Annotated in this window: 22 protein-coding genes; 13 read left to right on the forward strand and 9 right to left on the reverse strand. The window is 70.4% G+C overall.

The window, feature by feature from the left end; all coding sequences use genetic code 11:
- The first annotated feature begins 9 nt into the window (after positions 1-9).
- The 5 genes from sdhC (at position 10) to AC1DWC_RS12260 (ending at position 4,060) form a co-directional block, all read left to right on the forward strand.
- Positions 10-414: a succinate dehydrogenase, cytochrome b556 subunit gene (gene sdhC / locus AC1DWC_RS12240; RefSeq protein WP_072843696.1), complete on the forward strand. Its 405-nt coding sequence runs from the start codon at positions 10-12 to the stop codon at positions 412-414.
- 1 nt (position 415) lies between these two features.
- Complete coding sequence (locus tag AC1DWC_RS12245; protein WP_072843697.1) at positions 416-853, forward strand: succinate dehydrogenase hydrophobic membrane anchor subunit; 438 nt, start codon at positions 416-418, stop codon at positions 851-853.
- Between the two features lie 15 nt (positions 854-868).
- A complete protein-coding gene (gene sdhA / locus AC1DWC_RS12250) occupies positions 869-2,620 on the forward strand; it encodes a succinate dehydrogenase flavoprotein subunit (protein WP_477908365.1) in 1,752 nt (583 codons plus the stop codon).
- Complete coding sequence (locus AC1DWC_RS12255) at positions 2,620-3,393, forward strand: succinate dehydrogenase iron-sulfur subunit (RefSeq protein ID WP_072843699.1); 774 nt, start codon at positions 2,620-2,622, stop codon at positions 3,391-3,393. The genes sdhA and AC1DWC_RS12255 overlap by 1 nt, the downstream gene beginning before the upstream one ends.
- Positions 3,394-3,640: 247 nt before the next feature.
- Positions 3,641-4,060: a helix-turn-helix domain-containing protein gene (locus tag AC1DWC_RS12260; RefSeq protein WP_072843700.1), complete on the forward strand. Its 420-nt coding sequence runs from the start codon at positions 3,641-3,643 to the stop codon at positions 4,058-4,060.
- A 342-nt stretch (positions 4,061-4,402) separates the two neighbouring features.
- On the opposite strand, the gene AC1DWC_RS12265 is transcribed toward AC1DWC_RS12260, so the two are convergent.
- Positions 4,403-4,816 (reverse strand): hypothetical protein, encoded by a 414-nt coding sequence (locus AC1DWC_RS12265; protein WP_477908367.1) that lies wholly within the window; start codon positions 4,814-4,816, stop codon positions 4,403-4,405.
- A 37-nt stretch (positions 4,817-4,853) separates the two neighbouring features.
- Between AC1DWC_RS12265 and AC1DWC_RS12270 the strand changes: the two genes are divergently transcribed.
- The 4 genes from AC1DWC_RS12270 to AC1DWC_RS12285 are packed head-to-tail and all read left to right on the forward strand — an operon-like array spanning position 4,854 to position 8,120.
- Positions 4,854-5,297: a hypothetical protein gene (locus AC1DWC_RS12270; protein ID WP_477908369.1), complete on the forward strand. Its 444-nt coding sequence runs from the start codon at positions 4,854-4,856 to the stop codon at positions 5,295-5,297.
- Entirely contained in the window at positions 5,297-5,812 is a 516-nt protein-coding gene (locus AC1DWC_RS12275; RefSeq protein WP_477908371.1) for an ImmA/IrrE family metallo-endopeptidase, read from the forward strand. The genes AC1DWC_RS12270 and AC1DWC_RS12275 overlap by 1 nt, the downstream gene beginning before the upstream one ends.
- Positions 5,809-6,816, forward strand: coding sequence for a hypothetical protein (locus AC1DWC_RS12280; protein ID WP_477908373.1), 1,008 nt, complete (start codon positions 5,809-5,811; stop codon positions 6,814-6,816). Before AC1DWC_RS12275 ends, AC1DWC_RS12280 begins: the two co-directional genes overlap by 4 nt.
- Positions 6,813-8,120, forward strand: coding sequence for a D-alanyl-D-alanine carboxypeptidase family protein (locus AC1DWC_RS12285; RefSeq protein WP_477908375.1), 1,308 nt, complete (start codon positions 6,813-6,815; stop codon positions 8,118-8,120). Before AC1DWC_RS12280 ends, AC1DWC_RS12285 begins: the two co-directional genes overlap by 4 nt.
- Position 8,121: 1 nt before the next feature.
- On the opposite strand, the gene yhjD is transcribed toward AC1DWC_RS12285, so the two are convergent.
- The 8 genes from yhjD to AC1DWC_RS12325 all read right to left on the reverse strand — a co-directional run bounded on the left by yhjD (position 8,122) and on the right by AC1DWC_RS12325 (position 16,085).
- Positions 8,122-9,150 (reverse strand): inner membrane protein YhjD, encoded by a 1,029-nt coding sequence (gene yhjD, locus AC1DWC_RS12290; protein WP_477908377.1) that lies wholly within the window; start codon positions 9,148-9,150, stop codon positions 8,122-8,124.
- Positions 9,151-9,169: 19 nt separating this feature from the next.
- The gene (trpS, locus tag AC1DWC_RS12295; RefSeq protein WP_477908379.1) at positions 9,170-10,228 is read right to left on the reverse strand and encodes a tryptophan--tRNA ligase; all 1,059 of its coding nucleotides are present in this window, start codon (positions 10,226-10,228) and stop codon (positions 9,170-9,172) included.
- A gap of 62 nt (positions 10,229-10,290) precedes the next feature.
- Positions 10,291-10,770 carry a barstar family protein gene (locus AC1DWC_RS12300; protein WP_477908381.1) on the reverse strand — a complete coding sequence of 160 codons (480 nt, stop codon included), beginning with the start codon at positions 10,768-10,770 and terminating at the stop codon, positions 10,291-10,293.
- On the reverse strand, positions 10,770-11,321 hold the full coding sequence (locus AC1DWC_RS12305) for a ribonuclease domain-containing protein (protein ID WP_477908383.1): 552 nt from the start codon (positions 11,319-11,321) through the stop codon (positions 10,770-10,772). The genes AC1DWC_RS12300 and AC1DWC_RS12305 overlap by 1 nt, the downstream gene beginning before the upstream one ends.
- Complete coding sequence (locus AC1DWC_RS12310) at positions 11,318-12,121, reverse strand: exodeoxyribonuclease III (protein ID WP_477908384.1); 804 nt, start codon at positions 12,119-12,121, stop codon at positions 11,318-11,320. The genes AC1DWC_RS12305 and AC1DWC_RS12310 overlap by 4 nt, the downstream gene beginning before the upstream one ends.
- A gap of 32 nt (positions 12,122-12,153) precedes the next feature.
- A complete protein-coding gene (locus tag AC1DWC_RS12315; RefSeq protein WP_477908429.1) occupies positions 12,154-13,368 on the reverse strand; it encodes an MFS transporter in 1,215 nt (404 codons plus the stop codon).
- Positions 13,369-13,520: 152 nt separating this feature from the next.
- The gene (locus AC1DWC_RS12320) at positions 13,521-14,744 is read right to left on the reverse strand and encodes an NADP-dependent isocitrate dehydrogenase (RefSeq protein WP_072843708.1); all 1,224 of its coding nucleotides are present in this window, start codon (positions 14,742-14,744) and stop codon (positions 13,521-13,523) included.
- 189 nt (positions 14,745-14,933) lie between these two features.
- The gene (locus AC1DWC_RS12325; RefSeq protein ID WP_477908385.1) at positions 14,934-16,085 is read right to left on the reverse strand and encodes an acyltransferase family protein; all 1,152 of its coding nucleotides are present in this window, start codon (positions 16,083-16,085) and stop codon (positions 14,934-14,936) included.
- A gap of 269 nt (positions 16,086-16,354) precedes the next feature.
- Between AC1DWC_RS12325 and hutU the strand changes: the two genes are divergently transcribed.
- Genes hutU through AC1DWC_RS12345 form a run of 4 tightly spaced genes read left to right on the forward strand, consistent with a single transcriptional unit; the run spans position 16,355 to position 21,396 of the window.
- On the forward strand, positions 16,355-18,025 hold the full coding sequence (gene hutU, locus AC1DWC_RS12330; RefSeq protein WP_477908386.1) for a urocanate hydratase: 1,671 nt from the start codon (positions 16,355-16,357) through the stop codon (positions 18,023-18,025).
- 4 nt (positions 18,026-18,029) lie between these two features.
- Positions 18,030-19,211 (forward strand): imidazolonepropionase, encoded by a 1,182-nt coding sequence (gene hutI, locus AC1DWC_RS12335; protein ID WP_477908388.1) that lies wholly within the window; start codon positions 18,030-18,032, stop codon positions 19,209-19,211.
- Positions 19,208-20,173 (forward strand): formimidoylglutamase, encoded by a 966-nt coding sequence (gene hutG, locus AC1DWC_RS12340; protein WP_477908390.1) that lies wholly within the window; start codon positions 19,208-19,210, stop codon positions 20,171-20,173. The genes hutI and hutG overlap by 4 nt, the downstream gene beginning before the upstream one ends.
- Positions 20,170-21,396: an NAD(P)/FAD-dependent oxidoreductase gene (locus tag AC1DWC_RS12345; RefSeq protein ID WP_477908392.1), complete on the forward strand. Its 1,227-nt coding sequence runs from the start codon at positions 20,170-20,172 to the stop codon at positions 21,394-21,396. Before hutG ends, AC1DWC_RS12345 begins: the two co-directional genes overlap by 4 nt.
- Positions 21,397-21,400: the final 4 nt, after the last annotated feature.

Here is a 21,400-nt window from a genome sequence, read left to right on the forward strand (position 1 = left end):
CAGCACTCGATGAGTAGCACGACTGAAGCCGCTCCGGCAAAGGAGCGCACACGGTCGCTATACCGGGGCGACCCCGGAATGTGGTCTTGGGTTCTACACCGGATCACGGGCGTCGCGACATTCTTCTTTCTCTTTGTCCACGTGCTCGACACCGCACTGGTGCGAGTCAATCCGGACACCTACGACAAGGTCATCGAGACCTACAAGAACCCGCTCGTCGGGCTCATGGAGCTCGCCCTGGTCGCGATGGTGCTCTACCACGCGCTCAACGGCGTCCGCGTGATGCTCGTCGACTTCTGGTCGAAGGGTCCGCAGTACCAGCGCCCGATGCTCTGGATCATCATCGCGATCTGGTTCGTGGTCATGATTCCCGGCGCGGCGCGCATCTTCTACAACATGTTTGCGGGGCACTGACATGACTGAAGCCAAATCACTCGGCACGTCCTACGACCGTCCCGCCAGCCTGGACAGCCCGCGCTCGCCGCGTCGCGAGTCCAAGAACAACTTCGAGCTCTACGCCTGGTTGTTCATGCGCCTGTCCGGCCTCGCGCTGATCGTGCTCGTCCTCGGCCACCTGTTCATCATGCTGATGGTCGACGAGGGTGTGCACCGGATCAACTTCGCGTTCGTGGCCGGCCGCTGGTCCAGCCCGTTCTGGCAGATGTGGGACCTCTCCATGCTCTGGCTCGCCCAGCTGCACGGCGGTAACGGACTGCGCACGGTGATCGCGGACTACTCGCGCAAGGACTCGACGCGCTTCTGGCTGAACACGATCCTCGTGGTGTCCATGATCCTGATCATGGCTCTCGGCACCTACGTCATCTTCACCTTCGACCCCAACATCACGGCCTAGGGGAGCAGAAACTTCATGCAGGAACATCGTTACGACGTCGTCATCGTCGGCGCCGGCGGCGCCGGGATGCGCGCAGCCATCGAGTCCGGCCCCCGCGCCCGCACCGCGGTCCTGACCAAGCTCTACCCCACCCGTAGCCACACCGGCGCGGCCCAGGGCGGCATGTGCGCCGCACTGGCGAACGTGGAGGAAGACAACTGGGAGTGGCACACCTTCGACACCGTCAAGGGCGGCGACTACCTCGCCGACCAGGACGCCGTCGAGATCATGGCCAAGGAGGCCATCGACGCGGTGCTGGACCTGGAGAAGATGGGTCTTCCCTTCAACCGCACCCCCGAGGGCAAGATCGACCAGCGTCGTTTCGGTGGTCACACCCGCGACCACGGCAAGGCCCCGGTCCGCCGGGCCTGTTACGCCGCGGACCGCACCGGTCACATGATCCTGCAGACGCTCTACCAGAACTGCGTCAAGCACGACGTCGAGTTCTTCAACGAGTTCTACGCCCTCGACCTGGCGCTGACCGAGACCGAGGACGGCCCGGTCGCGACCGGTGTCATCGCCTACGAGCTCTCCACCGGCGAGATCCACGTCTTCCACGCCAAGTCCATCGTGTTCGCCACCGGCGGCTCGGGCCGGATGTACAAGACGACGTCCAACGCCCACACCCTCACCGGTGACGGCATGGGCATCATCTTCCGCAAGGGCCTGCCCCTGGAGGACATGGAGTTCCACCAGTTCCATCCGACAGGACTCGCCGGCCTCGGCATCCTGATCTCGGAGGCCGTGCGTGGCGAGGGCGGAATCCTCCGCAACGCCGACGGCGAGCGGTTCATGGAGCGCTACGCCCCCACCATCAAGGACCTCGCGCCCCGCGACATCGTGGCTCGTTCCATGGTGCTCGAGGTGCTCGAGGGCCGCGGCGCCGGCCCGAACAAGGACTACGTCTACATCGACGTGACCCACCTCGGCGAGGAGGTGCTCGAGGAGAAGCTCCCCGACATCACCGAGTTCGCACGTACCTACCTGGGTGTCGACCCGGTGACCGAGCTGGTCCCCGTGTACCCCACCTGCCACTACGTGATGGGCGGCATCCCCACCAAGATCCGCGGTGAGGTGCTGCGCAACAACGAGGACATCGTCCCCGGCCTGTACGCCGCCGGCGAGTGCGCCTGTGTCTCCGTGCACGGCGCGAACCGTCTCGGCACCAACTCGCTGCTCGACATCAACGTCTTCGGTCGCCGCGCCGGCATCGCCGCCGCGGAGCACGCCGAGAAAACCGACTTCGTGCCGCTGCCGGAGAACCCGGCGAAGATGGTCGAGGAGTGGCTCGAGGTCATCCTCTCCGACCACGGTCACGAGCGCGTCGCGGACATCCGCACCGAGCTGCAGCAGACCATGGACAACAACGCGTCCGTGTTCCGCACCGAGACCACGCTGACCAACGCGCTCAAGGACGTCCGCGCCCTCAAGGAGCGGTACAACCACATCACCGTGCAGGACAAGGGCAAGCGCTACAACAGCGACCTGCTCGAGGCCGTCGAGCTCGGCTTCCTCTTGGAGATGGCCGAGGTCACGGTCGTCGGCGCGCTCAACCGCAAGGAATCGCGTGGCGGCCATGCCCGCGAGGACTTCCCGGATCGCAACGACGCCGAGTACATGCAGCACACGATGGCATACAAGGAGGGCGACGGCCTGCTCTCCGACATCCGTCTCGACTACAAGCCGGTAGTCCAGACCCGCTACGAGCCGATGGAGCGTAAGTACTGATGTCCGCACCCGTTGTAGACAAAGACGCACCCGCCCTGCCGCCCGTGCCCGAGGGCGCCGTCATGGTCACCCTCAAGATCGCCCGGTTCAACCCGGAGGACGGCGAGGGCCAGCGCTGGGAGAGCTTCCAGGTCCCGGCCCTGCCGACCGACCGCATGCTGAACCTGCTGCTGTACGTGAAGGGCTACCTGGACGGCACCCTGACGTTCCGTCGCTCCTGCGCACACGGCGTGTGCGGCTCGGACGCGATGCGGATCAACGGTGTCAACCGCCTGGCCTGCAAGATCCTGATGAAGGACATGCTGCCCAAGGACGGCAAGCCGGTCACCATCACCATCGAGCCGATCAAGGGCCTGCCGGTGGAGAAGGACCTCGTGGTCGACATGGAGCCCTTCTTCGACGCGTTCCGCGCCGTGAAGCCGTTCCTCATGACCACCGGCAACGAGCCGACCCGCGAGCGGATCCAGTCGCAGGCCGACCGCGCCCGGTTCGACGACACCACCAAGTGCATCCTGTGCGCGTGCTGCACCACCTCGTGCCCGGTGTACTGGAGCGACGGAAGCTACTTCGGCCCGGCCGCGATCGTGAACGCACACCGGTTCATCTTCGACAGCCGTGACGAGGGCGCCGCCGAGCGTCTGGACATCCTGAACGACAAGGAAGGCGTGTGGCGCTGCCGCACGACCTTCAACTGCACCGACGCGTGCCCCCGCGGCATCCAGGTGACGAAGGCGATCCAGGAAGTCAAGCGCGCGCTGCTCTTCGCGCGATAGCGAAGCGGCAAGCCGCGAACTACAGCACAGCGCGCGGTAGCGAAGCGGCAAGCCGCGAACTACGGCACAGCGCCCGGTAGTTCGAATCTCAACATCTGGTATGTAACAAGAAAAGGCACGGTTCTCATGTAACGAGAACCGTGCCTTTTCCGATGTCCAGTCGGCTACCAATCGGTTACCCTTATATGTACGAACGATGCGCCCTCGGCCAGAGGTCGCACTCACGAAGGGACCGGGGACCACGGCAATGGAGTCAGACTTCGCATCTCGACTGAACAAACTCTTCGAGACCGTGCACCCGGCCGGACGGAAACCACACACAAACACCGAGGTTGCCGAGTCACTCAACGCGGCCGGGCATCGAATTTCGAAGCCTTACATCTCGCAGCTGCGCAACGGCCAGCGGACCAACCCGTCGCCGGAGACGGTCGCGGCGCTCGCGCAGTTCTTCAAGGTCAAGTCCGACTACTTCTTCGACGACATCTACGCAGCGCGCATCGACCACGACTTGGAATTGCTTGCGCAGCTTCGGGGTTACGGACTGCGCCGGCTCTCGGCCCGGGCATTCGACCTGTCCTCCGAGTCCCAGGAACTACTGACCGCGATGGCCGAGAAACTCCGGCGCAGCGAGGGCCTACCGGCCACTCCCCCGGACTCCACCGAATAGCCGAAGGGGCCGGGTGAATCTCACCCGGCCCCTTTCGCGTACGGTGTTCGAGAATTTGCGATGGGGGATTGAAATCGTGACGACGAGACGCCGTGGTCGGGCTGCCCGACGCGCATTTGCCGTCGGCCTGCTCATGTCCACCACCGTGGTCCTGCCGGCGTTCGTGATTGCGCAGTCTGCCGCAGCGCCGGCGCACTCCGACGAGGCGGCCGCCGAGGTCAGCAAATCCGGAGACAAACACGGCGGTGGACGGCCCGACTGCGGCCGGCCTGGCGACCACGATGACGACGATCACGACGACGATCACGATCGCCGCCACCACCACCACCACCACCACCACGATCACTGCGGTGGCGGTAATCCGACCACCTCGGTCAGGCCCACTACGACGGTCCCGCCGACCACCACCGTCGCACCCACCACGTCGGTCCCGCCGACCACGGTCGCACCGACCACCACGTCGGTCGCACCCACCACCACCGTCGCACCCACCACCACGGTCGCACCCACCACGTCGGTCCCGCCGACCACCACGGTCGCACCCACCACGTCGGTCCCGCCGACCACCACGGTCGCACCCACCACGTCAGTCGCTCCGACAACTTCGGCGACAAGGCCTACGACCTCGCCGAAGCCCACGACGTCGGCCAAGCCCACGACCTCCGTCAAGCCCACGTCGTCGGCCAAGCCCACTTCCTCCGCCAAGCCGACCACCTCGGTCAAGCCCACGACCTCCACCAAGCCCTCTGCCGGCAACCCGGCCAGTCCGCCCGACAAGAGCGAGGCGCCGGCCGTGCCCGGCGACGATGCGGGGCAGAGCGGCCCGGGCCAGGACCCGCCGTCGCCGGACGGGCACCCCGAGACGGCGCCCGACGCGCAGTCACCGGCCGACGCACGGCCCGACGCACCGCAGCCCGATGGCTCACGGCCCGACGACCCGGCGTCTGAAACCCGTCCCGCGGACGTCCGACTCGAAGCGCTCACCGCACGTCTCGGCACCGCGCCGTCGTCCATCTCGTCGGCCGTCGCGCCGCACCAGGCCAGCACCACCGAGACCGAGGCGACGGAGCTCTCCGCTGCTCCCGCCCTGCCCCGTGGTGACGTCGGCGCGGCCACCGCAGGCGTCAGCGCCGTGCTGGTCGCCGCGGGCGCCACCGGTTTCGCCAGCTTCCGCAGTGCCCGGGCCACCCGCACCCGCCTCAACCTGGCCCGCGCCGAGTTCCTGGATCCACTCTGATGCCCGGAATCGAGTCGGGAAGCCGCCCGATCCGCTCGCACCGCCGCGTCTTCGCGGCGGTCGACGCCGTGCTCGACATGGCCGCGCAGACCCACGCGGTGACCATCGAGGACATCGCCGCCGCGCTCGCCGAGACCAGGCGCCGTCCCATCCAGATCGAGTTCGCGGACCTCGGCCCGGGAGTCTGGGGGCAGCGTCGCGAATTCTCGGACCGCGACGAGATCGTGCTCGCCCGCAGCCTGCCCAGCGTCGAACGCACCCTCGCGCACGAGATCGGTCACATCGTCTTCCGCCATCCCGGTGCCGAGACCGCGGAGACCACCCTCGCCGCGGACGACGACCTGATCGCGTACATGCTCAGCCAGCGGGCTGCGGCATCCGCCTCCCTCTCGCACGAGGCGCTGCACGAGTGGGAGGCCGAGGCCTTCGCCGCGCGACTGCTCCAGCGGCTCGGGCACTTCGAGCAGGACCAGAACTGGCGTCCGTTGCTCTGCTACGACGAGGCCCTCGGATGATCACCTGGGTCATCGCGCTGATCTGCTCCGCGGCCGTAGGCGCGCGAATCGGTCGACTCACCGTCCGCCCGCCGTCCCTGGCCCGGGTGTCCATTGCGCTGTCGGCGATCGCGGTCACGGTGGCCGCGACGGTGCGCACCCCCACGATGATCGACATGCTGGACTCCACCGGTCTCGGCACCGCCGAGACCACGTTCACGGTGGCCTGGATCGTCTTCGCCACCGCGACGGCCCTGATCGCCGCCGTCTCCCTGCCCCGGGTGAGCGCCTGGCCGCAGTGGCTGCCCTCGGCCGGCGCCGTCGTCACGGGGCTCGCGGTGGCGGCCGTCGAGTTGCTCGACGCGGGTCACAGCATGGTGACGGACCTGTACCTGGCCGCGACCATGCTGTTCGCGGTGGGCGCCGGCGCTCGGCAGTGTCGGTGGAACCCGCTGGGCCGCGCAATCGGCCTGTTCTGCGCCGGCTCCCTCGTCGTCGCCGCGGCGAGCCTGCGGGCCCTGGTGGCCGGGCCGTCGCAGGTCCTGGAACTCTCCAACCCGTGGTGGTCGGTCGCGATCGTCCTGATCAGCGCCGGCTGCTCGTCGGTGATGGTGGAGGCATGGTTCCGGGCCAAGTCGGACCTGCGCCGCACGTTCGGCCTGTGGTCGATGCTGACCACCGCGCATCCCGAACTCCTCGACACCGACTACCGGTCCGCGACCGCGGCCCTGACCTCGAGCGACCGTATCTCGCAGATCCTCGACGGCCTCTACCTGCACGCCGGCGGCGGCCTGGTCCGAGCGGGCGACACACCCCCGCCCGCCACGCCGTCCGAGCACGCCGACGCCGTCGCACAGTGGCTGCACCGCACCGCCACCGCGGTGGAGTTGATCGACCCCGCTTGGCTCAGTACCCCGGACCACCTCAGCGACCGCGACTGGGTCGTCGCCGTCGCGACCGCCTACGCCGCCGGTCCTGCGGCCTCGGCAATCGGCACGGCATCGGATACCCTGCCTACTCGATGACTGCACGCGGACGATCTCTCGCCACGCTGATCACCGCGGCCTCGATCGCACTGATCGGCGCCCCCGCGGCGGCCCAACCGATGCCCGAGGCCCCCGGCAGCAGCACCGTCACCACGACGCCCTACGCCACGCCGAACACCGACGACTGCCCGCACCGCAGTTCGCCGCCGCCGGCCATCGACCTCTCCGAGGTCCCGGCTCCCGGAAAGGCCGCGCCCTCGCCCCTTCCCGTCCCTGCCGACCCGGTCGGCGGCGGCCGACTCGGCGAGTGCGGCGTGCTCGCCCCCGCAGGCGCTCCCCCGCTGCCGGTCGACATCTCCGCCACCGGCTGGGTGCTCGCCGACCTCGACTCCGGCACCGTCCTCGCCGCGAAGGACCCGCACGGCCGCTACCGACCGGCCAGCACCATCAAGATCCTGCTGGCACTGGTCGCCCTCGACGAGCTCGACCTGGACCGCACCGTCGTGGCCACCGAGGAGGACGCGAACACCGAGGGCAGCGCCGTCGGCCTGGGCCGCGGCGGGCACTACACGAACCGGCAGCTGATGCAGGGCCTGGTGATGGCGTCCGGAAACGACGCCGCGCACGCGTTGGCCGCGCAGCTCGGCGGCGACGACGAGACGGTGGCCAAGATGAACGAGCGGGCCCGCTCGCTCGGCGCGCTGGACACCCGCGCCGCCACCCCTTCCGGGCTCGACGGCCCCGGCATGTCCAGTTCCGCCTACGACCTCGCGGTGGTCTTCCGGGCGGCCATGCGCAACAGCACCTTTGCCGATCTGATCCGCACCGAGACCGTGCCGTTCCCCGGCTTCCCGAAGGACCCGACCAAGCCGGACGACCCCGAGCACCCCGGCTTCACCCTCGCCAACGACAACAAGCTGCTCTACAACTACGACGGCGCGCTCGGCGGCAAGACCGGCTACACCGACGACGCGAGGCAGACCTTCGTCGGCGGCGCCGAGCGGGACGGCAGGAAGCTCGCGGTGACGCTGATGGCCGGCGACGTCCTCCCGATCCGGCCGTGGGAGCAGGCCGTCCGCCTGCTCGACTACGGATTCGCGCTGCCCCGCGGCGCCCAGGTCGGTGTCCTGGTGGAGCCCGGCAACGCCACTGCCTCCGGCGCGGCCCCGGTCACCGTGGCCGCCCGGCCGACGGTCTCCCAGACGGCCAGCGAGGTGTCCGCGGCCGGGCCCGGCACCGCCGGGGACACCGACATCTCACGGACCACCGTCACGCTGGTCGGCGCGGTCCTCGTCGGGGTGCTGCTGCTCGCAGCGCACCGGCTGCAGCGTCGCCGCCGCTGACTCAGTCCCGTTCGCGACGACGGCGCAGCAGCCCACCGAGGCCGAGGGTGGCCGCGGCACCGACGCCGACCAGCGCCACCGCCTCGGCCAGCGTCGGGCCGCTGGCCGGCGGCGCGCTCACCGCGAGGACCACGGGGTCCGGCGGCGGCACGAAGGCCAGCGCCTCGTTCTCCGACGCCGTGGCCGCCCAGGCGGTGGCCAGTAGCAGCAGCCGGGCGGTGAAGTAGATGAAGACCAGCAGGCCGATGATCGGCCCGAACGTCACCCCGGCGGGCGAGTTGGTCACCGCCTGCAGGTAGACGACGCCGATCCGCTTGAACACCTCGAAGCCGACCGACGCGAACAGCGCCGCGGCCGCCGCACTGCGCACGGTCACCGGCTCCCGCGGCAGCCGGGCGATCGTCCACACGAACAGCGCCCACGTCGCCACCACCGCCAGCAGCGAGGTCAGCACCTGGACCACGACGGACACCCAGGCCACGTCGTCGATGCCCAGCCAGGTCAACACCGCCCCGGTCACGGCGCCGTCGGCGATGACCGTCAGCCCCACCGACACCGCCAGCATGCCGAACAGGCCCAGCAGCTTGACCAGGTCCTTGAACTTGGTACGCACGAAGTTGGTCGCCGGGTGCCGCTGGTTCCACATGGCGCTGAGCGCCTCACGCAGGTTCGCCATCCAGCCGAGCCCGGAGTACGCGGCGACGACCAGGCCGATCACTCCGACGCGGGCGCGGGCGTCGATGGCCGCGGTGACCAACTCGTTGATCTGGTCGCCCAGGTTGCCGGGCATCGCCTTGCTGATCGCGTCGTGGATCGACACCAGCCAGTCCGGGTGCTGCACCAGGATGAAACCGGCCGCCGCGAACCCCACCATCAGCAGCGGGAACAACGCGAACACGCTGAAGTAGGTGATCCCAGCGGCGAAGTAGTCGCCCTTCTGGTCCTGGTAGCGCCCGCCCGCCCGGATCAGGTGATCCAGCCACGGCCGTGCCGCCCGTTGACGCTCGAGAAATGCCTTCACGTCCGGCACGATGGCTCAGCCTCTTCCGTCAGGCCTTCTGGGGCAGGAAACCGACCTTGTCGTACACCGTAGCGAGGGTTCGGGCCGACACCTCGCGGGCGCGGTCCGCGCCGGCCTCGAGGATCCGGTCCAGTTCCGCCTCGTCCGCGAGGTAGCCCTCGACCTTGGCCCGCAGCGGCGTCACGAACTCGACCAGCACCTCGGCGGTGTCGGACTTGAGATCGCCGTAGCCCTTGCCCTCGTAACCGAGCACCAGCTCGTCGATGCTGCGACCCGAGAGCGCCGACTGGATGGTGAGCAGGTTGCTCACGCCCGGCTTGGTCTCCCGGTCGAAGCGGATCTCACGCTCGTTGTCGGTGACCGCGGACTTGATCTTCTTCGCCGAGACCTTCGGGTCGTCGAGCAGGTTGATCAGGCCGGCGGGCGACGGTCCGGACTTGCTCATCTTCGACGACGGGTCCTGCAGGTCGTAGATCTTCGAGGTGCCCTTGACGATCTGCGCCTCCGGGACGACGAACGCCTTGCCGAACCGGGTGTTGAAGCGCTGCGCCAGGTCCCGCGCCATCTCCAGGTGCTGACGCTGGTCCTCGCCGACCGGCACCCGGTGGGGGCGGTAGAGCAGGATGTCGGCGGCCATCAGCACCGGGTAGGTGAACAGGCCGACGGTGGCGGCCTCGGTGCCCTGCTTGGCGGACTTGTCCTTGAACTGCGTCATGCGGCTGGCCTCGCCGAACCCGGTGATGCAGTTGAGCACCCACGCCAGCTGGGCGTGCTCGGGGACCTGGCTCTGCACGAACAGGGTGGACCGGTCGGGGTCGATGCCGAGCGCGAGCAGCTGGGCCGCGGCGATCTTGGTGCGCCGGCGCAGTTCCTTCGGGTCCTGCGGGACGGTGATCGCATGCAGGTCGGGGATGAAGTAGAAGGCGTCGAACTCGTCCTGCAGCAGCACCCACTGCTGCAGCGCACCGAGGAAGTTGCCGAGGTGGAACGAGTCGGCGGTCGGCTGGATGCCGGAGAGCACTCGGTGGCGGGCGGCGGTGCCGGTGGGCGCGGAAGTCGCTGGTGCAGAGGATTCGGAACTCGACATGCGCTCGATCCTTTCATGTCCCGACCGAGCCCCACCGCCACGCCCCGTCGGCGCCGGGCCGGTCAGGACTCGAGCATGGTCAGCCGGTGTCCGGCCGCGACCCACCTCCCGGTCAACGACGCACCGGCGTCCTCGTCCGCCTGCAGGATCAGCCGGAACGCCGCCGCGGTCCGGTCCGCGGCGCGGTCGTCGACGGCCTCGGCGAACCAGCGCAGCTCGTCGGGCTCGGCCGCGAGCAGCTCGCCGGCGTCCCGGACCACGACCACCTGGCCGCGCGAGTCCCCGAGCCAGTCGGCGGCGTCGCGCAGGCACTCGTCGAATGCGTCCCTGTTGGCCCCGAAGTAGTACGGGAACTGCAGCGCCGCCGCGAACTCGTCGAACACCGCGGACACTGTCGCCATCGCCCGCCCACGGACCACCCGGGTGGTGTAGCCGGCGGCGGCCATCACGTATGCCACGTTGTCCGCGGCCCGCGGGGAGGCGGTGAGCAGGCCGACCGCAGGCCCGGAACGGGCGGAGACGAACCCGGTCACCGTGGTCATCAGCGCATCCTCACGAAGCTGGTGTAGTGGTCGGCGGTGTACCAGGCGGAGCCGTCGCTGCCGGTGACGATCCGCTCCGCGTCGCGCGTCTCGCCGCGGCGCTTCGGGTTGACGTCCCACTCCCGGTAGCTGACAGTAGCCCCCGACCCGGTCTTGGCGGGCAGCGTCCGGTCCCGGTTACGCCAGGGGTCGCCGCCCTTGGTGCCCGGCGCGTTCGCCGAGTCGGGCCAGTCGCCGGCGTCGATCTCGGCGAGCGTCGCGAACGCGGCCGCGGTGATCGCGGCCGGGACCACCCCGCGGGGGCCGGCGGTCTGCGGTGGCACCTCTACTTTCGTGACCGACCCGTCGGCACCGACCGCCAGTCGTTGCGGCGTCGTCGACGGCGACCCGGCCTGCACCTGGCTCGACTTCGCCGCGACTGCTTCCGACACCGCGAACGAATCCGACGTGGAATCGTCGCCTTGGCCGGTGAAGACGAAGGTCGCGACAGCGACGAGGACCGCCAGCAGCACCCCGACGACGACGCGGGAGCGGGTCCCGAGCCGGCTCACCGGTACTGGACCGTGACCGGCGCGTGGTCGGACCAGCGCTGGTCGTAGGCCGCGGCCCGCTCGACGACGGCCTCCTTGGCCAGCTCCGCGAGCGCGGGGGTGCACACCTGGTAGTCGATGCGCCAGCCGGAGTCGTTGTCGAAGGCCTTGCCGCGGTAGGACCACCACGTGTACGGCCCGTCCACGTCCGGGTGCAGCCCGCGCATCACGTCCACCCAGCCGAACTCGCCGAACACCGAACCCATCCAGTCCCGCTCGTGCGGGAGGAACCCGGAGTTCTTCTTGTTGCCCTTGTGGTTCTTCAGGTCCCGTTCGGTGTGCGCGATGTTCCAGTCGCCACACACCGCGACGTGCCTGCCGTCCCGCTCCGCCTGGGCTGCCGTCGCGGCGAGGTGCGCGCCGAACGAGTCGAGGAAGCGCTCCTTCTCCTCCTGGCGCGGCGTCTGCGCCTCACCCGACGGCAGGTAGAGGCTGGCGACGGTCAGGTCGTCGAAGTCGGCCTCGAGGTAGCGGCCCACGTCGGCAAACTCGTCGTCGCCGTGGCCGATCCGCACCTCGTCGGCGCGCCGGCGGGAGAGCACGGCCACCCCGTTGCGGCCCTTCGCGGAGGGTTCGGCGGAGGCGAGGTGCCAGCCGCCGTCGAGCGCGGGCGCGAGCGACTTGGCCAGCTGCGCGTCGGTGGCCCGGGTCTCCTGCAGGCAGACGACGTCGGCCTCGGTGGTGCTGAGCCACTCCAGCAGTCCCTTCGTGGCTGCGGCTCGGATTCCGTTGACGTTGACGGTCGAAATGATGTGCGGCACGGCAAGCACCGTATCCAAGAGCATCGCGAAAATCAGATCGCGGCGGCTGCGGCGGCCCGGCGCTGCAGGATCACGGCGGCCGCCAGCACCCCGAGCCCGGCCACGGCCAGCAACGATCCCACCGCCGCCGGCGCCGTGTACCCGTACCCGGCGGCGATCACCACGCCGCCGATCCAGGCGCCGAACGCGTTGGCGATGTTGAGTGCGGCGTGGTTGAGGGAGGCCGCGAGGGTCTGCGCGTCCTCCGCGACGTCCATCAGCCGGGTCTGCAGTCCCGGCACCAGCGACGAGCCCGCGACGCCGACGAGGAACACGAACACCAGCGCGGTCACCGGGTTCCTGACGGCCAGCACGAACACCGCCAGGATCACCGCCATCGCAGCCATCGCGCCGAACAGTCCCGGCATCAGGGCCCGGTCGGCCAGGTAGCCGCCGAGGTAGTTGCCGGCCACCATGCCGACCCCGTAGATCATCAGGGCGAGCGGGACGAGGGACTTCGCCAGCCCGGACACCTCGGTCAGCGTGCTGCTGATGTAGCTGTAGACGGCGAACATCCCGCCGAAGCCGACCATGCCGACGATCAGCGTCATCCACACCTGGACCCGCCGCAGCGCCCCGAGTTCGGTGACGGGATTGGTCACCGGCATGCCGTCGAGCCGCGGGATCCAGGCCGCCAGCGCGGCCACGGTGACGACCCCGATGACGGCGACCAGGGCGAACGCGCTGCGCCAGCCGAGGCCCTGTCCGATCCACGTCGCCACCGGCACCCCGACCACGTTCGCCACCGACAGCCCCATCATCACCGTCGCCACGGCCTTCGCCCGGTGCCCGGGCTCCGCGAGGTAGGCGGCCACCAGCGCGGCCACACCGAAGTAGGCGCCGTGCGGCAGACCGGCGACGAACCGCGCGACCATCAGCGTCGAGTAGGACGGCGCGAGCACCGACGCGACGTTGCCGACGGTGAAGGCGACCATCAGCGCGATCAGCAGCGTGCGCCGCGGCACCCGCGCGGACAGGGCGGCAATGGTCGGCGCGCCGATCACCACGCCGAGCGCGTAGGCGGAGATCAGGTGCCCGGCCGTCGGCTCGGAGATCCCGAGGCCGCTGGACATCTCGGGCAGCAGGCCCATCGCGACGAACTCGGTGGTGCCGATGCCGAAGCCGCCGAGGCACAGCGCGAGGATCGCCGACCGCCGGGAGACACCGCGGGTGGGGCCGGGTTCGAGCTCGGGTCTGGACGACGACAACTGCACTGGGTCAATGGTGGTCGCCGCGCCCGCGGAAGCGCCAGGTGAGACGGTGTGAGTTCACTCACCGGGTACCGCGAGCCGGTCCCGGGACGACGAAACGGGAYGCCCGGATGTCCGGGCGCCCCGTTTCGTGGGTCAGTCCTGGCGAACTAGCGAAGTGCGTACGCCTTCTGCAGGTTCTCGTCCAGCGCGCCGAGGAACTCCTCGGTGGTCAGGTAGCCCTGGTCCCCGCCGACGAGCGAGGCGAGGTCCTTGGTCATCTGGCCGCCCTCGACGGTCTTGATGACGACGTCCTCGAGCTGCTGCGCGAAGCCGATGACCTCGGGGGTGTTGTCCAGCTTGCCGCGGTGCTCGAGACCCCGGGTCCACGCGAAGATGGACGCGATCGGGTTGGTCGAGGTGGGCTTGCCCTGCTGGTGCTGGCGGTAGTGCCGCGTGACGGTGCCGTGCGCGGCCTCCGCCTCGACGGTCTTGCCGTCCGGGGTCATCAGCACGGAGGTCATCAGGCCGAGCGAGCCGTAGCCCTGCGCGACGGTGTCCGACTGGACGTCGCCGTCGTAGTTCTTGCAGGCCCAGACGTAGCCGCCCTCCCACTTGAGCGAGGAGGCCACCATGTCGTCGATCAGCCGGTGCTCGTAGGTCAGGCCCGCGGCGTCGAACTCCGCCTTGAACTCTTCCTCGAAGATCCGCTGGAACTCATCCTTGAACATGCCGTCGTAGGCCTTGAGGATGGTGTTCTTGGTCGAGAGGTAGACCGGGTAGTTCTGCTGCAGGCCGTATGCCAGCGAGGCCCGCGCGAAGTCCTGGATCGACTTCTTGTAGTTGTACATGCCCATCACGACGCCGCCGTCTTCCGGCATCTGGCACACCTCGTGCTGGATCGGCTCGCTGCCGTCCTCCGGGGTGAAGGTGATGGTGACCGTGCCCGGTCCGCCGACCTTGAAGTCGGTGGCGCGGTACTGATCACCGAAGGCGTGACGGCCGACGATCACCGGCTTGGTCCAACCCGGGACCAGGCGCGGGACGTTGGAGATCAGAATCGGCGCACGGAAAATCGTGCCGCCGAGAATGTTTCGGATGGTGCCGTTGGGCGAACGCCACATCTTCTTGAGGCCGAACTCTTCGACTCGGGCCTCGTCCGGGGTGATCGTCGCGCACTTGACGCCGACGCCGTGCTTCTTGATCGCGTTTGCGGAGTCGATCGTGACCTGGTCGTCGGTAGCGTCCCGGTGCTCGATGCCCAGGTCGTAGTACTCGAGGTTCACATCCAGGTACGGATGGATCAGCTTGTCCTTGATGAACTGCCAGATGATGCGGGTCATCTCATCGCCGTCAAGTTCGACGACGGTTCCTTCAACCTTGATCTTGGACATGTGTACTTCGCGTCCTCCTAGGAAGTTTCCCCTGGTCACACGGTTCGAGGCCCGCTTTGTGGGCGAGGCCTCGAAGCATCTCAATCAGTTAACCCAATACTAGGCGCACAAACCGAGGCTTCCGCGCCAAACATGACAAGCGTACTGCTAGCGACTCGATCCGCAAGCCCCGCCCCGCCTCGCCACTACCTACCGGCGGGTAACTTTGCGCTGGTCAGCGCGGATGTCGGGGACGAGCGCACCGATCCCCCGGTGCAGGGCCCAGGCCAACGGCACCGAGATCGTCACGGTCGAGGCGAACAGCAGCGCCGTCGATCCCTGGAACGGCCCGTAGCCCAGTGCCGCGAACACCAGTTCCAGCACCAGCAGGTGCACGAGGAACAACTCGTAGGAGATCTCGCCGAGCCACACCACCGGCGCGGACGCGACCACCCGCCCGAGCGGGCCGCCGTCGTCGCCGATGACCAGCGGGGCCAGCAGACACACAGCCACCATCAGGTACAGCAGCGACTTGACCACCGCCTCGCCCGCGTCCGCGGGCACGATGGTCGCCTCACCGGCCAGCGGGGTGCAGGCCAGGGCGAAGAAGTACAGCGCCAGCCCGCCCGCCGCGTACGGGTTGCACCGTCGCACGGTGGCCGCGCCGAGGGCGAGCAGCATCCCGCCTGCGAACCAGGCGACGAAGCCGGGCAACCACAACCGCGCGACGTAGGGCAGACCGAAGTCCCCGTGCGTGAACACCGTCCACAGCGGCGTGACCGCCACGATCCCGAGCAGCGCCGCGGCCATCCGCCACGGCCGCCACTGCCCGCGGCAGACCGCCGCGACCACCACCGCGCCCAGCGCGGGCAGCACCAGGTAGAACGAGGCCTCCACGGCCAGGCTCCACATCTGCGTCAGGCCCGCGTGCAGGTCCCCCGCCCGGTAGATCTGGGTCAGGGTCAGGTTGCGCGCGAACCCCGACCAGCCGAGCCCAGTCACCCCCGGGTCCCGGAACAGGTAGACCGCGTAGACGACCACCACGACCGCCCAGTACGCGGGCAGGATCCGGCGGGCCCGGTGCCACAGGTAGGTCCCCGTCTCGGGAACAGCACCGGCCCCCGCGGCGGCCCGCACCCAGGGCCGGAACAGCAGGAATCCCGACAGCACGAAGAACACGGTGACGCCGATCTCGAGCCGGGCGTACACCGCCCCGAGCAGGTCCGGGGTGTAGCGACCGGTCCAGAACGCGGCGTGGGTGCCCACCACCAGCAGGGCGGCGAGGGCACGCACCCCGGTGAGCGCGGCGATCCGCGACGGCGCCCGCTGCGCCGCCGCGACCTTGTCGAGACCCACCGCCATCGCGCCACCCCCGGTTCCGCCGACCCACGGGCCGCCGGCCGGCCACGGGTTCTCGGCCGGGCCAGACCCTAGGGCACGTCTCCCAGTCCCCGTTTCGGCGCCCCCGGCGCCCGATCGCCGCCCCGCTGCGTTGTCGTCGGCGCCCGATACGACCCGGGCCGCCGGGACCGGCCCGGCGCGGGTTTCGACTCGGCCGCGCCGCGGCACTGTCGCCGACGCCGCCGACGGAGTGTGATGGAGGGTATGTACGCCGTCGAAAGGAGCTGACGATGGACGAGCATCCCGCCGCGGGCCCACGACCGGTCCGCGCGCCCCGCGGCACCACACTGTCCTGTCGCGGCTGGCCGCAGGAGGCTGCGCTGCGGATGCTGATGAACAACCTGGACCCGGACGTCGCCGAGCGGCCCGACGACCTCGTCGTCTACGGCGGCACGGGGCGCGCGGCCCGCAACTGGGAGGCCTTCGAGGCGATCGTGCGGACGCTGCGGACCCTCGCCGGCGACGAGACGATGCTGGTGCAGTCGGGCAAGCCGGTGGGGGTGTTCCGGACCCACGAGTGGGCGCCGAGGGTGCTGATCGCCAACTCGAACCTGGTCGGCGACTGGGCCACCTGGCCGGAGTTCCGCCGGCTCGAGGCGCTCGGCCTGACCATGTACGGGCAGATGACCGCGGGCTCGTGGATCTACATCGGCAGCCAGGGCATCCTGCAGGGCACCTACGAGACGTTCGGCGCGGTCGCCCGTAAGCGGTTCGGGGGCTCGCTGGCGGGGACCATCACCCTGACCGCCGGGCTGGGCGGCATGGGCGGGGCACAGCCGCTGGCGGTGACCATGAACGGCGGTGTCGCGATCTGCGTCGAGTGCGACCCGGACCGGATCAATCGCCGCATGGCGCATCACTACCTGGACGCGAAGACCGAGAGCGTCGAGTCGGCGCTGGAGATGGCCGTCCTCGCCCGCAACGAGGGTCGCCCGCTGTCGATCGGGCTGCTCGGCAACGCGGCCGAGGTGCTCCCCCGGCTGCTCGCGATCCACGCGCCGATCAACGTCGTCACCGACCAGACGTCCGCACACGACCCGCTGTGCTACCTGCCCGTCGGCGTCACCGTCGAGGACTGGCACCGGCTGGCCGAGAGGGACCCCGACTGGTTCACCGAGGAGGCGCGCGCGTCGATGGCCCGGCACGTCGCGGCGATGGTCGGCTTCATGGATGCCGGCGCGGAGGTCTTCGACTACGGCAACTCGATTCGCGACGAGGCCCGGAAAGGCGGTTACGACAGGGCATTCGACTTCCCCGGATTCGTCCCCGCGTACATCCGCCCGCTGTTCGAGGAGGGCCGCGGCCCGTTCCGGTGGGCCGCGCTCTCCGGCGACCCGGCCGACATCGCCGCCACCGACCGGGCGGTCGCGGACCTCTTCCCGGGCGACGAGCACCTGCGGAGGTGGCTCACCCTCGCCGGGCAGAAGGTCCGGTTCGAGGGCCTGCCCGCCCGGATCTGCTGGCTCGGCTACGGCGAACGGCACCTGGCGGGTCTGCGACTCAACGAGATGGTGGCGTCCGGCGAACTGAGCGCCCCGGTCGTCATCGGCCGCGACCACCTCGACGCCGGCTCGGTCGCGTCCCCGTACCGCGAGACCGAGGCGATGGCCGACGGCTCGGACGCCATCGCCGACTGGCCGCTGCTCAACGCCCTGCTCAACACCGCCTCCGGGGCGTCCTGGGTGTCGATCCACCACGGCGGCGGCGTCGGGATGGGCCGCTCGATCCACGCCGGTCAGGTGTGCGTCGCCGACGGCACCGAACTGGCCGCCCGCAAGCTCGAGCGGGTGCTCACCAACGACCCGGGCACGGGGGTGGTCCGGCACGTGGACGCCGGCTACCCGCGGGCCGCCGAGGTCGCCGCCGAGCGCGGCATCCGGATCCCGATGTGGGAGCGGTGACGGCGTGCCCGGGCACCCCTGGGTGGTCGTCGACAACATCGGCGCCCTCGTCACCAACGACCCCGCGGCGGGCACCGGCCCGCTCGGCGTGATCCACGACGCCGCGGTGGTGCTCGGCGACGGGATCGTCCAGTGGGTCGGGCCGCGTTCGCGCCTGCCCGGCGGCGGCGCCGACACGAGGTACGACCTCGGCGGCCGTGCGGCCCTGCCCGGATTCGTCGACAGCCACGCACATCTCGTCTTCTACGGCGACCGGGCGGAGGAGTTCGCGGCGAGGGTGAGTGGTGTCCCCTACCGTGCGGGCGGCATCCGCGCCACCGTCGCCGCCACCCGCGCCGCCACCAATGCCGAACTCGGCGCGAACACCGCCCGCCTGGTCGCCGAGGCACTGCGCTCCGGGACCACGACGATCGAGTGCAAGTCGGGCTACGGCCAGACCGTCGCGGACGAACTGCGCAGCCTCGCGATCGCGGCCGCCTGCACCGACGAGACGACACTGCTCGCCGCGCACGTCACCCCGCCGGAATTCGAGGGCCGCACGGACGACTACGTGCAGATGGTGTGTGAGTGGATGATCCCGGTGTGCGCGCCGCACGCCCGCTGGGTCGACGTGTTCTGCGAGGCCGGCGCCTTCGACGCCGACCAGTCCCGGGCGGTGCTCGAGGCGGGCGTCGCGGCCGGGCTCACCCCGCGCGTGCACGGCAACCAACTCGGCCCCGGCCCGGGCGTCCGGCTCGCCGTCGAACTGGGCGCGGCATCCGTGGACCACGTCACCTACGCCACTGACGCGGACGTCGAGGCGCTGGCGGCGGGCGACACCGTGGCGACGCTGCTGCCCGGCGCCGACTTCTGCACCCGCGGAAGGTATCCCGACGCCAGGGCGCTGCTCGACGCCGGCGTGACGGTCGCGCTGGCCTCGGACTGCAACCCCGGCACCTCCTACACCACCAGCATCCCGTTCGCGATCGCGCTGGCGGTGCGGGAGCTGCGGATGAGCCCGAACGAGGCCGTGTGGGCGGCCACGGCCGGCGGCGCGGCGGCATTGCGGCGGGGCGACATCGGCAGCATCCGGGTCGGCATGCGCGCCGACCTGATCGCGTTGGACGCGCCGTCGCACCTGTACCTGGCCTACCGGCCGGGGGTCCCGCTGGTGCGTGAGGTGTGGACGGAGGGACGACTGAGATGACCGGAGTGGACATCGCCCCACCCGAGTGGTCCGGGCGCGACGACGGACCCGGGCCGGAGCACCTGCGCTGGCACGGCGCGGTCTCCCCCTACGACGCCGGCGCGGCGCCGGGCGCCTGCGTCCTGGTCGGGTTCCGCAGCGACGAGGGGGTGCGGCGCAACAAGGGCAGGCCGGGCGCGGCCCGGGGCCCGGCGACCCTGCGTCACGCGCTCGCGTCCACGGCGCTGGCGCGGCCGGTGCGCCTGTTCGACGCCGGCGACGTGGCGGTGACCGGGGCGGACCTCGAGGGCGCGCAGCAGCGGCTCGGCGCGGCGGTCGCGGGACTGCTCGACGCCGGGCACTTCGTCACGGTCCTCGGGGGCGGTCACGAGGTGGCCTTCGGCAGCTACCTGGGCATCGCGCACAGCGCCGCCGCCGCGGCCGGTGCCCGGGTGGGGGTGCTGAACCTCGACGCCCACTTCGACCTGCGTGACGACGCCGCGCCCAGCTCCGGGACACCCTTCCGTCAGATGGCCGAACACGAAGCGGCGCAGGGCCGCTCGCTGAACTACGCGGTGCTCGGCATAGCGCAACCCGGAAACACCGCGGCCCTGTTCTCCCGGGCCGAGGCGCTCGGCGTGCGGTACCTGCTCGACGAGGAGTGCGGCCCGTCGAACCTGCCCGCGGTCGAGTCGTTCGTCGAGGAGTTCCTCGGCTCGGTCGACCTGGTACACCTGAGCGTCGACCTCGACGTGCTGCCCGCGGCGGTCGCACCCGGCGTCAGCGCCCCGGCGGCGTTCGGGGTGGGCCTCGAGGTGGTCTCGCGGGTGTGCGAGCTCGTCACGGTCAGCGGCAAGCTCGCGCTGTTCGAGGTGGCCGAGCTCAGTCCCGTGCTGGACATCGACAACCGCACGGCGCGGACCGCGGCCCGTCTGATCCACCGGGTGGTCACCGGTCGCCCGCAACCGGAACCCGCGACATGAACCCCCAGCGGATCGTGATTCTCGGCGGCGGTTTCGCGGGCCTGTGGAGCGCGGCCGGCGCCGCCCGCAAGCTCGACGAGCTCGGCGCCGGACCCGACGTGGCACGGGTGACGTTGGTCAATCGCGACGGATTTCACGGCATCCGGGTCCGCAACTACGAGGCCGACATCGGGCCGGCCCGCGTCCCGCTCGCGGACGTCCTGGACCCCATCGGCGTCGACCTGGTCCGGGGCGAGGTGACCGGCGTGGACCTGCCCGGGCGGTGCGTCACCGTCGGGACGGCCGCGGGGCCGCGGGTCCTGCCGTACGACCGGTTGGTCTTCGCGCTCGGCAGCGAACTCGCCCGCCCGCCCGTCCCCGGGCTCGCCGAGCACGCGTTCGACGTCGACACCTACGACCACGCCGCCCGGTTGACGGCGCACCTCGATTCCCTGGCCGACGCCCGACCGCACCCCGGGCAGCTCACCGTCGTCGTGGTCGGTGCCGGGTTGACCGGCATCGAGACCGCAACCGAAATGCCCGGCCGGCTTCGGACCGTTCTCGACCGGGCCGGTCAGTCCGGCCCCGCCCGGGTGATCCTGGCGGACCACAACCCCCGAATGGGCTCGGACATGGGCGATTCGGCCCGGCCGGTCATCGACAGCGCGCTGGCCGAACTCGGGATCGAGGCCTGGCCGGGCACCGAGATCACCTCGATCGACCCGACCGGCATCCGGCTCGGCTCCGGTACCGACGTTCCCGCGGGCACGGTGATCTGGTGTGCCGGCATGCGCGCCAGTCCGCTGACGCGACTGTTCCCGGTCGAGCGCGACCGTCTCGGGCGTCTGCACGTCGACGAGTTCCTGCGACTACCCGGCCAGCCCGGGGTGTTCGCGGCGGGAGACTCGGCGCGCGCGATGGTCGACGCGGGCCGGCCCTCGGTGATGTCCTGCCAGCACGGGCGGCCGATGGGACGCATCGCCGGGCACAACGTGGTGGCCGACCTGATCGGCGCGCCGATGATCACCCTGCGCATCGCCTGGTACGTCACCGTCCTCGACCTGGGACCCGCCGGCGCCGTCTACACGGAGGGCTGGGACCGGCGGGTCGTCACCACGGGCGCCGCCGCCAAGGCGACGAAGCAGACCATCAACTGCCGGCGCATCTATCCGCCGCCCGGCGGTGACCGCGCCGCGATCCTCGCCGCCGCCGCGCCGCTCGTACAGGAGCCGCCGAAGGCCTGAGCGC

This window comes from Rhodococcus sp. P4_C10 (assembly GCF_056402135.1).

Excerpts from the sequence above, each read along its gene's own strand:
- AC1DWC_RS12345 (WP_477908392.1), top strand. The coding sequence starts at position 20,170 with ATGAACCCCCAGCGGATCGTGATTCTCGGCGGCGGTTTCGCGGGCCTG.
- AC1DWC_RS12245 (WP_072843697.1), top strand. The coding sequence starts at position 416 with ATGACTGAAGCCAAATCACTCGGCACGTCCTACGACCGTCCCGCCAGC.
- sdhA (WP_477908365.1), top strand. The coding sequence starts at position 869 with ATGCAGGAACATCGTTACGACGTCGTCATCGTCGGCGCCGGCGGCGCC.
- hutG (WP_477908390.1), top strand. The coding sequence starts at position 19,208 with ATGACCGGAGTGGACATCGCCCCACCCGAGTGGTCCGGGCGCGACGAC.
- sdhC (WP_072843696.1), top strand. The coding sequence starts at position 10 with ATGAGTAGCACGACTGAAGCCGCTCCGGCAAAGGAGCGCACACGGTCG.
- hutU (WP_477908386.1), top strand. The coding sequence starts at position 16,355 with ATGGACGAGCATCCCGCCGCGGGCCCACGACCGGTCCGCGCGCCCCGC.
- AC1DWC_RS12275 (WP_477908371.1), top strand. The coding sequence starts at position 5,297 with ATGCCCGGAATCGAGTCGGGAAGCCGCCCGATCCGCTCGCACCGCCGC.
- AC1DWC_RS12255 (WP_072843699.1), top strand. The coding sequence starts at position 2,620 with ATGTCCGCACCCGTTGTAGACAAAGACGCACCCGCCCTGCCGCCCGTG.
- AC1DWC_RS12325 (WP_477908385.1), bottom strand. The coding sequence starts at position 16,085 with ATGGCGGTGGGTCTCGACAAGGTCGCGGCGGCGCAGCGGGCGCCGTCG.
- AC1DWC_RS12300 (WP_477908381.1), bottom strand. The coding sequence starts at position 10,770 with ATGACCACGGTGACCGGGTTCGTCTCCGCCCGTTCCGGGCCTGCGGTC.
- AC1DWC_RS12320 (WP_072843708.1), bottom strand. The coding sequence starts at position 14,744 with ATGTCCAAGATCAAGGTTGAAGGAACCGTCGTCGAACTTGACGGCGAT.
- AC1DWC_RS12280 (WP_477908373.1), top strand. The coding sequence starts at position 5,809 with ATGATCACCTGGGTCATCGCGCTGATCTGCTCCGCGGCCGTAGGCGCG.
- AC1DWC_RS12260 (WP_072843700.1), top strand. The coding sequence starts at position 3,641 with ATGGAGTCAGACTTCGCATCTCGACTGAACAAACTCTTCGAGACCGTG.
- trpS (WP_477908379.1), bottom strand. The coding sequence starts at position 10,228 with ATGTCGAGTTCCGAATCCTCTGCACCAGCGACTTCCGCGCCCACCGGC.
- AC1DWC_RS12285 (WP_477908375.1), top strand. The coding sequence starts at position 6,813 with ATGACTGCACGCGGACGATCTCTCGCCACGCTGATCACCGCGGCCTCG.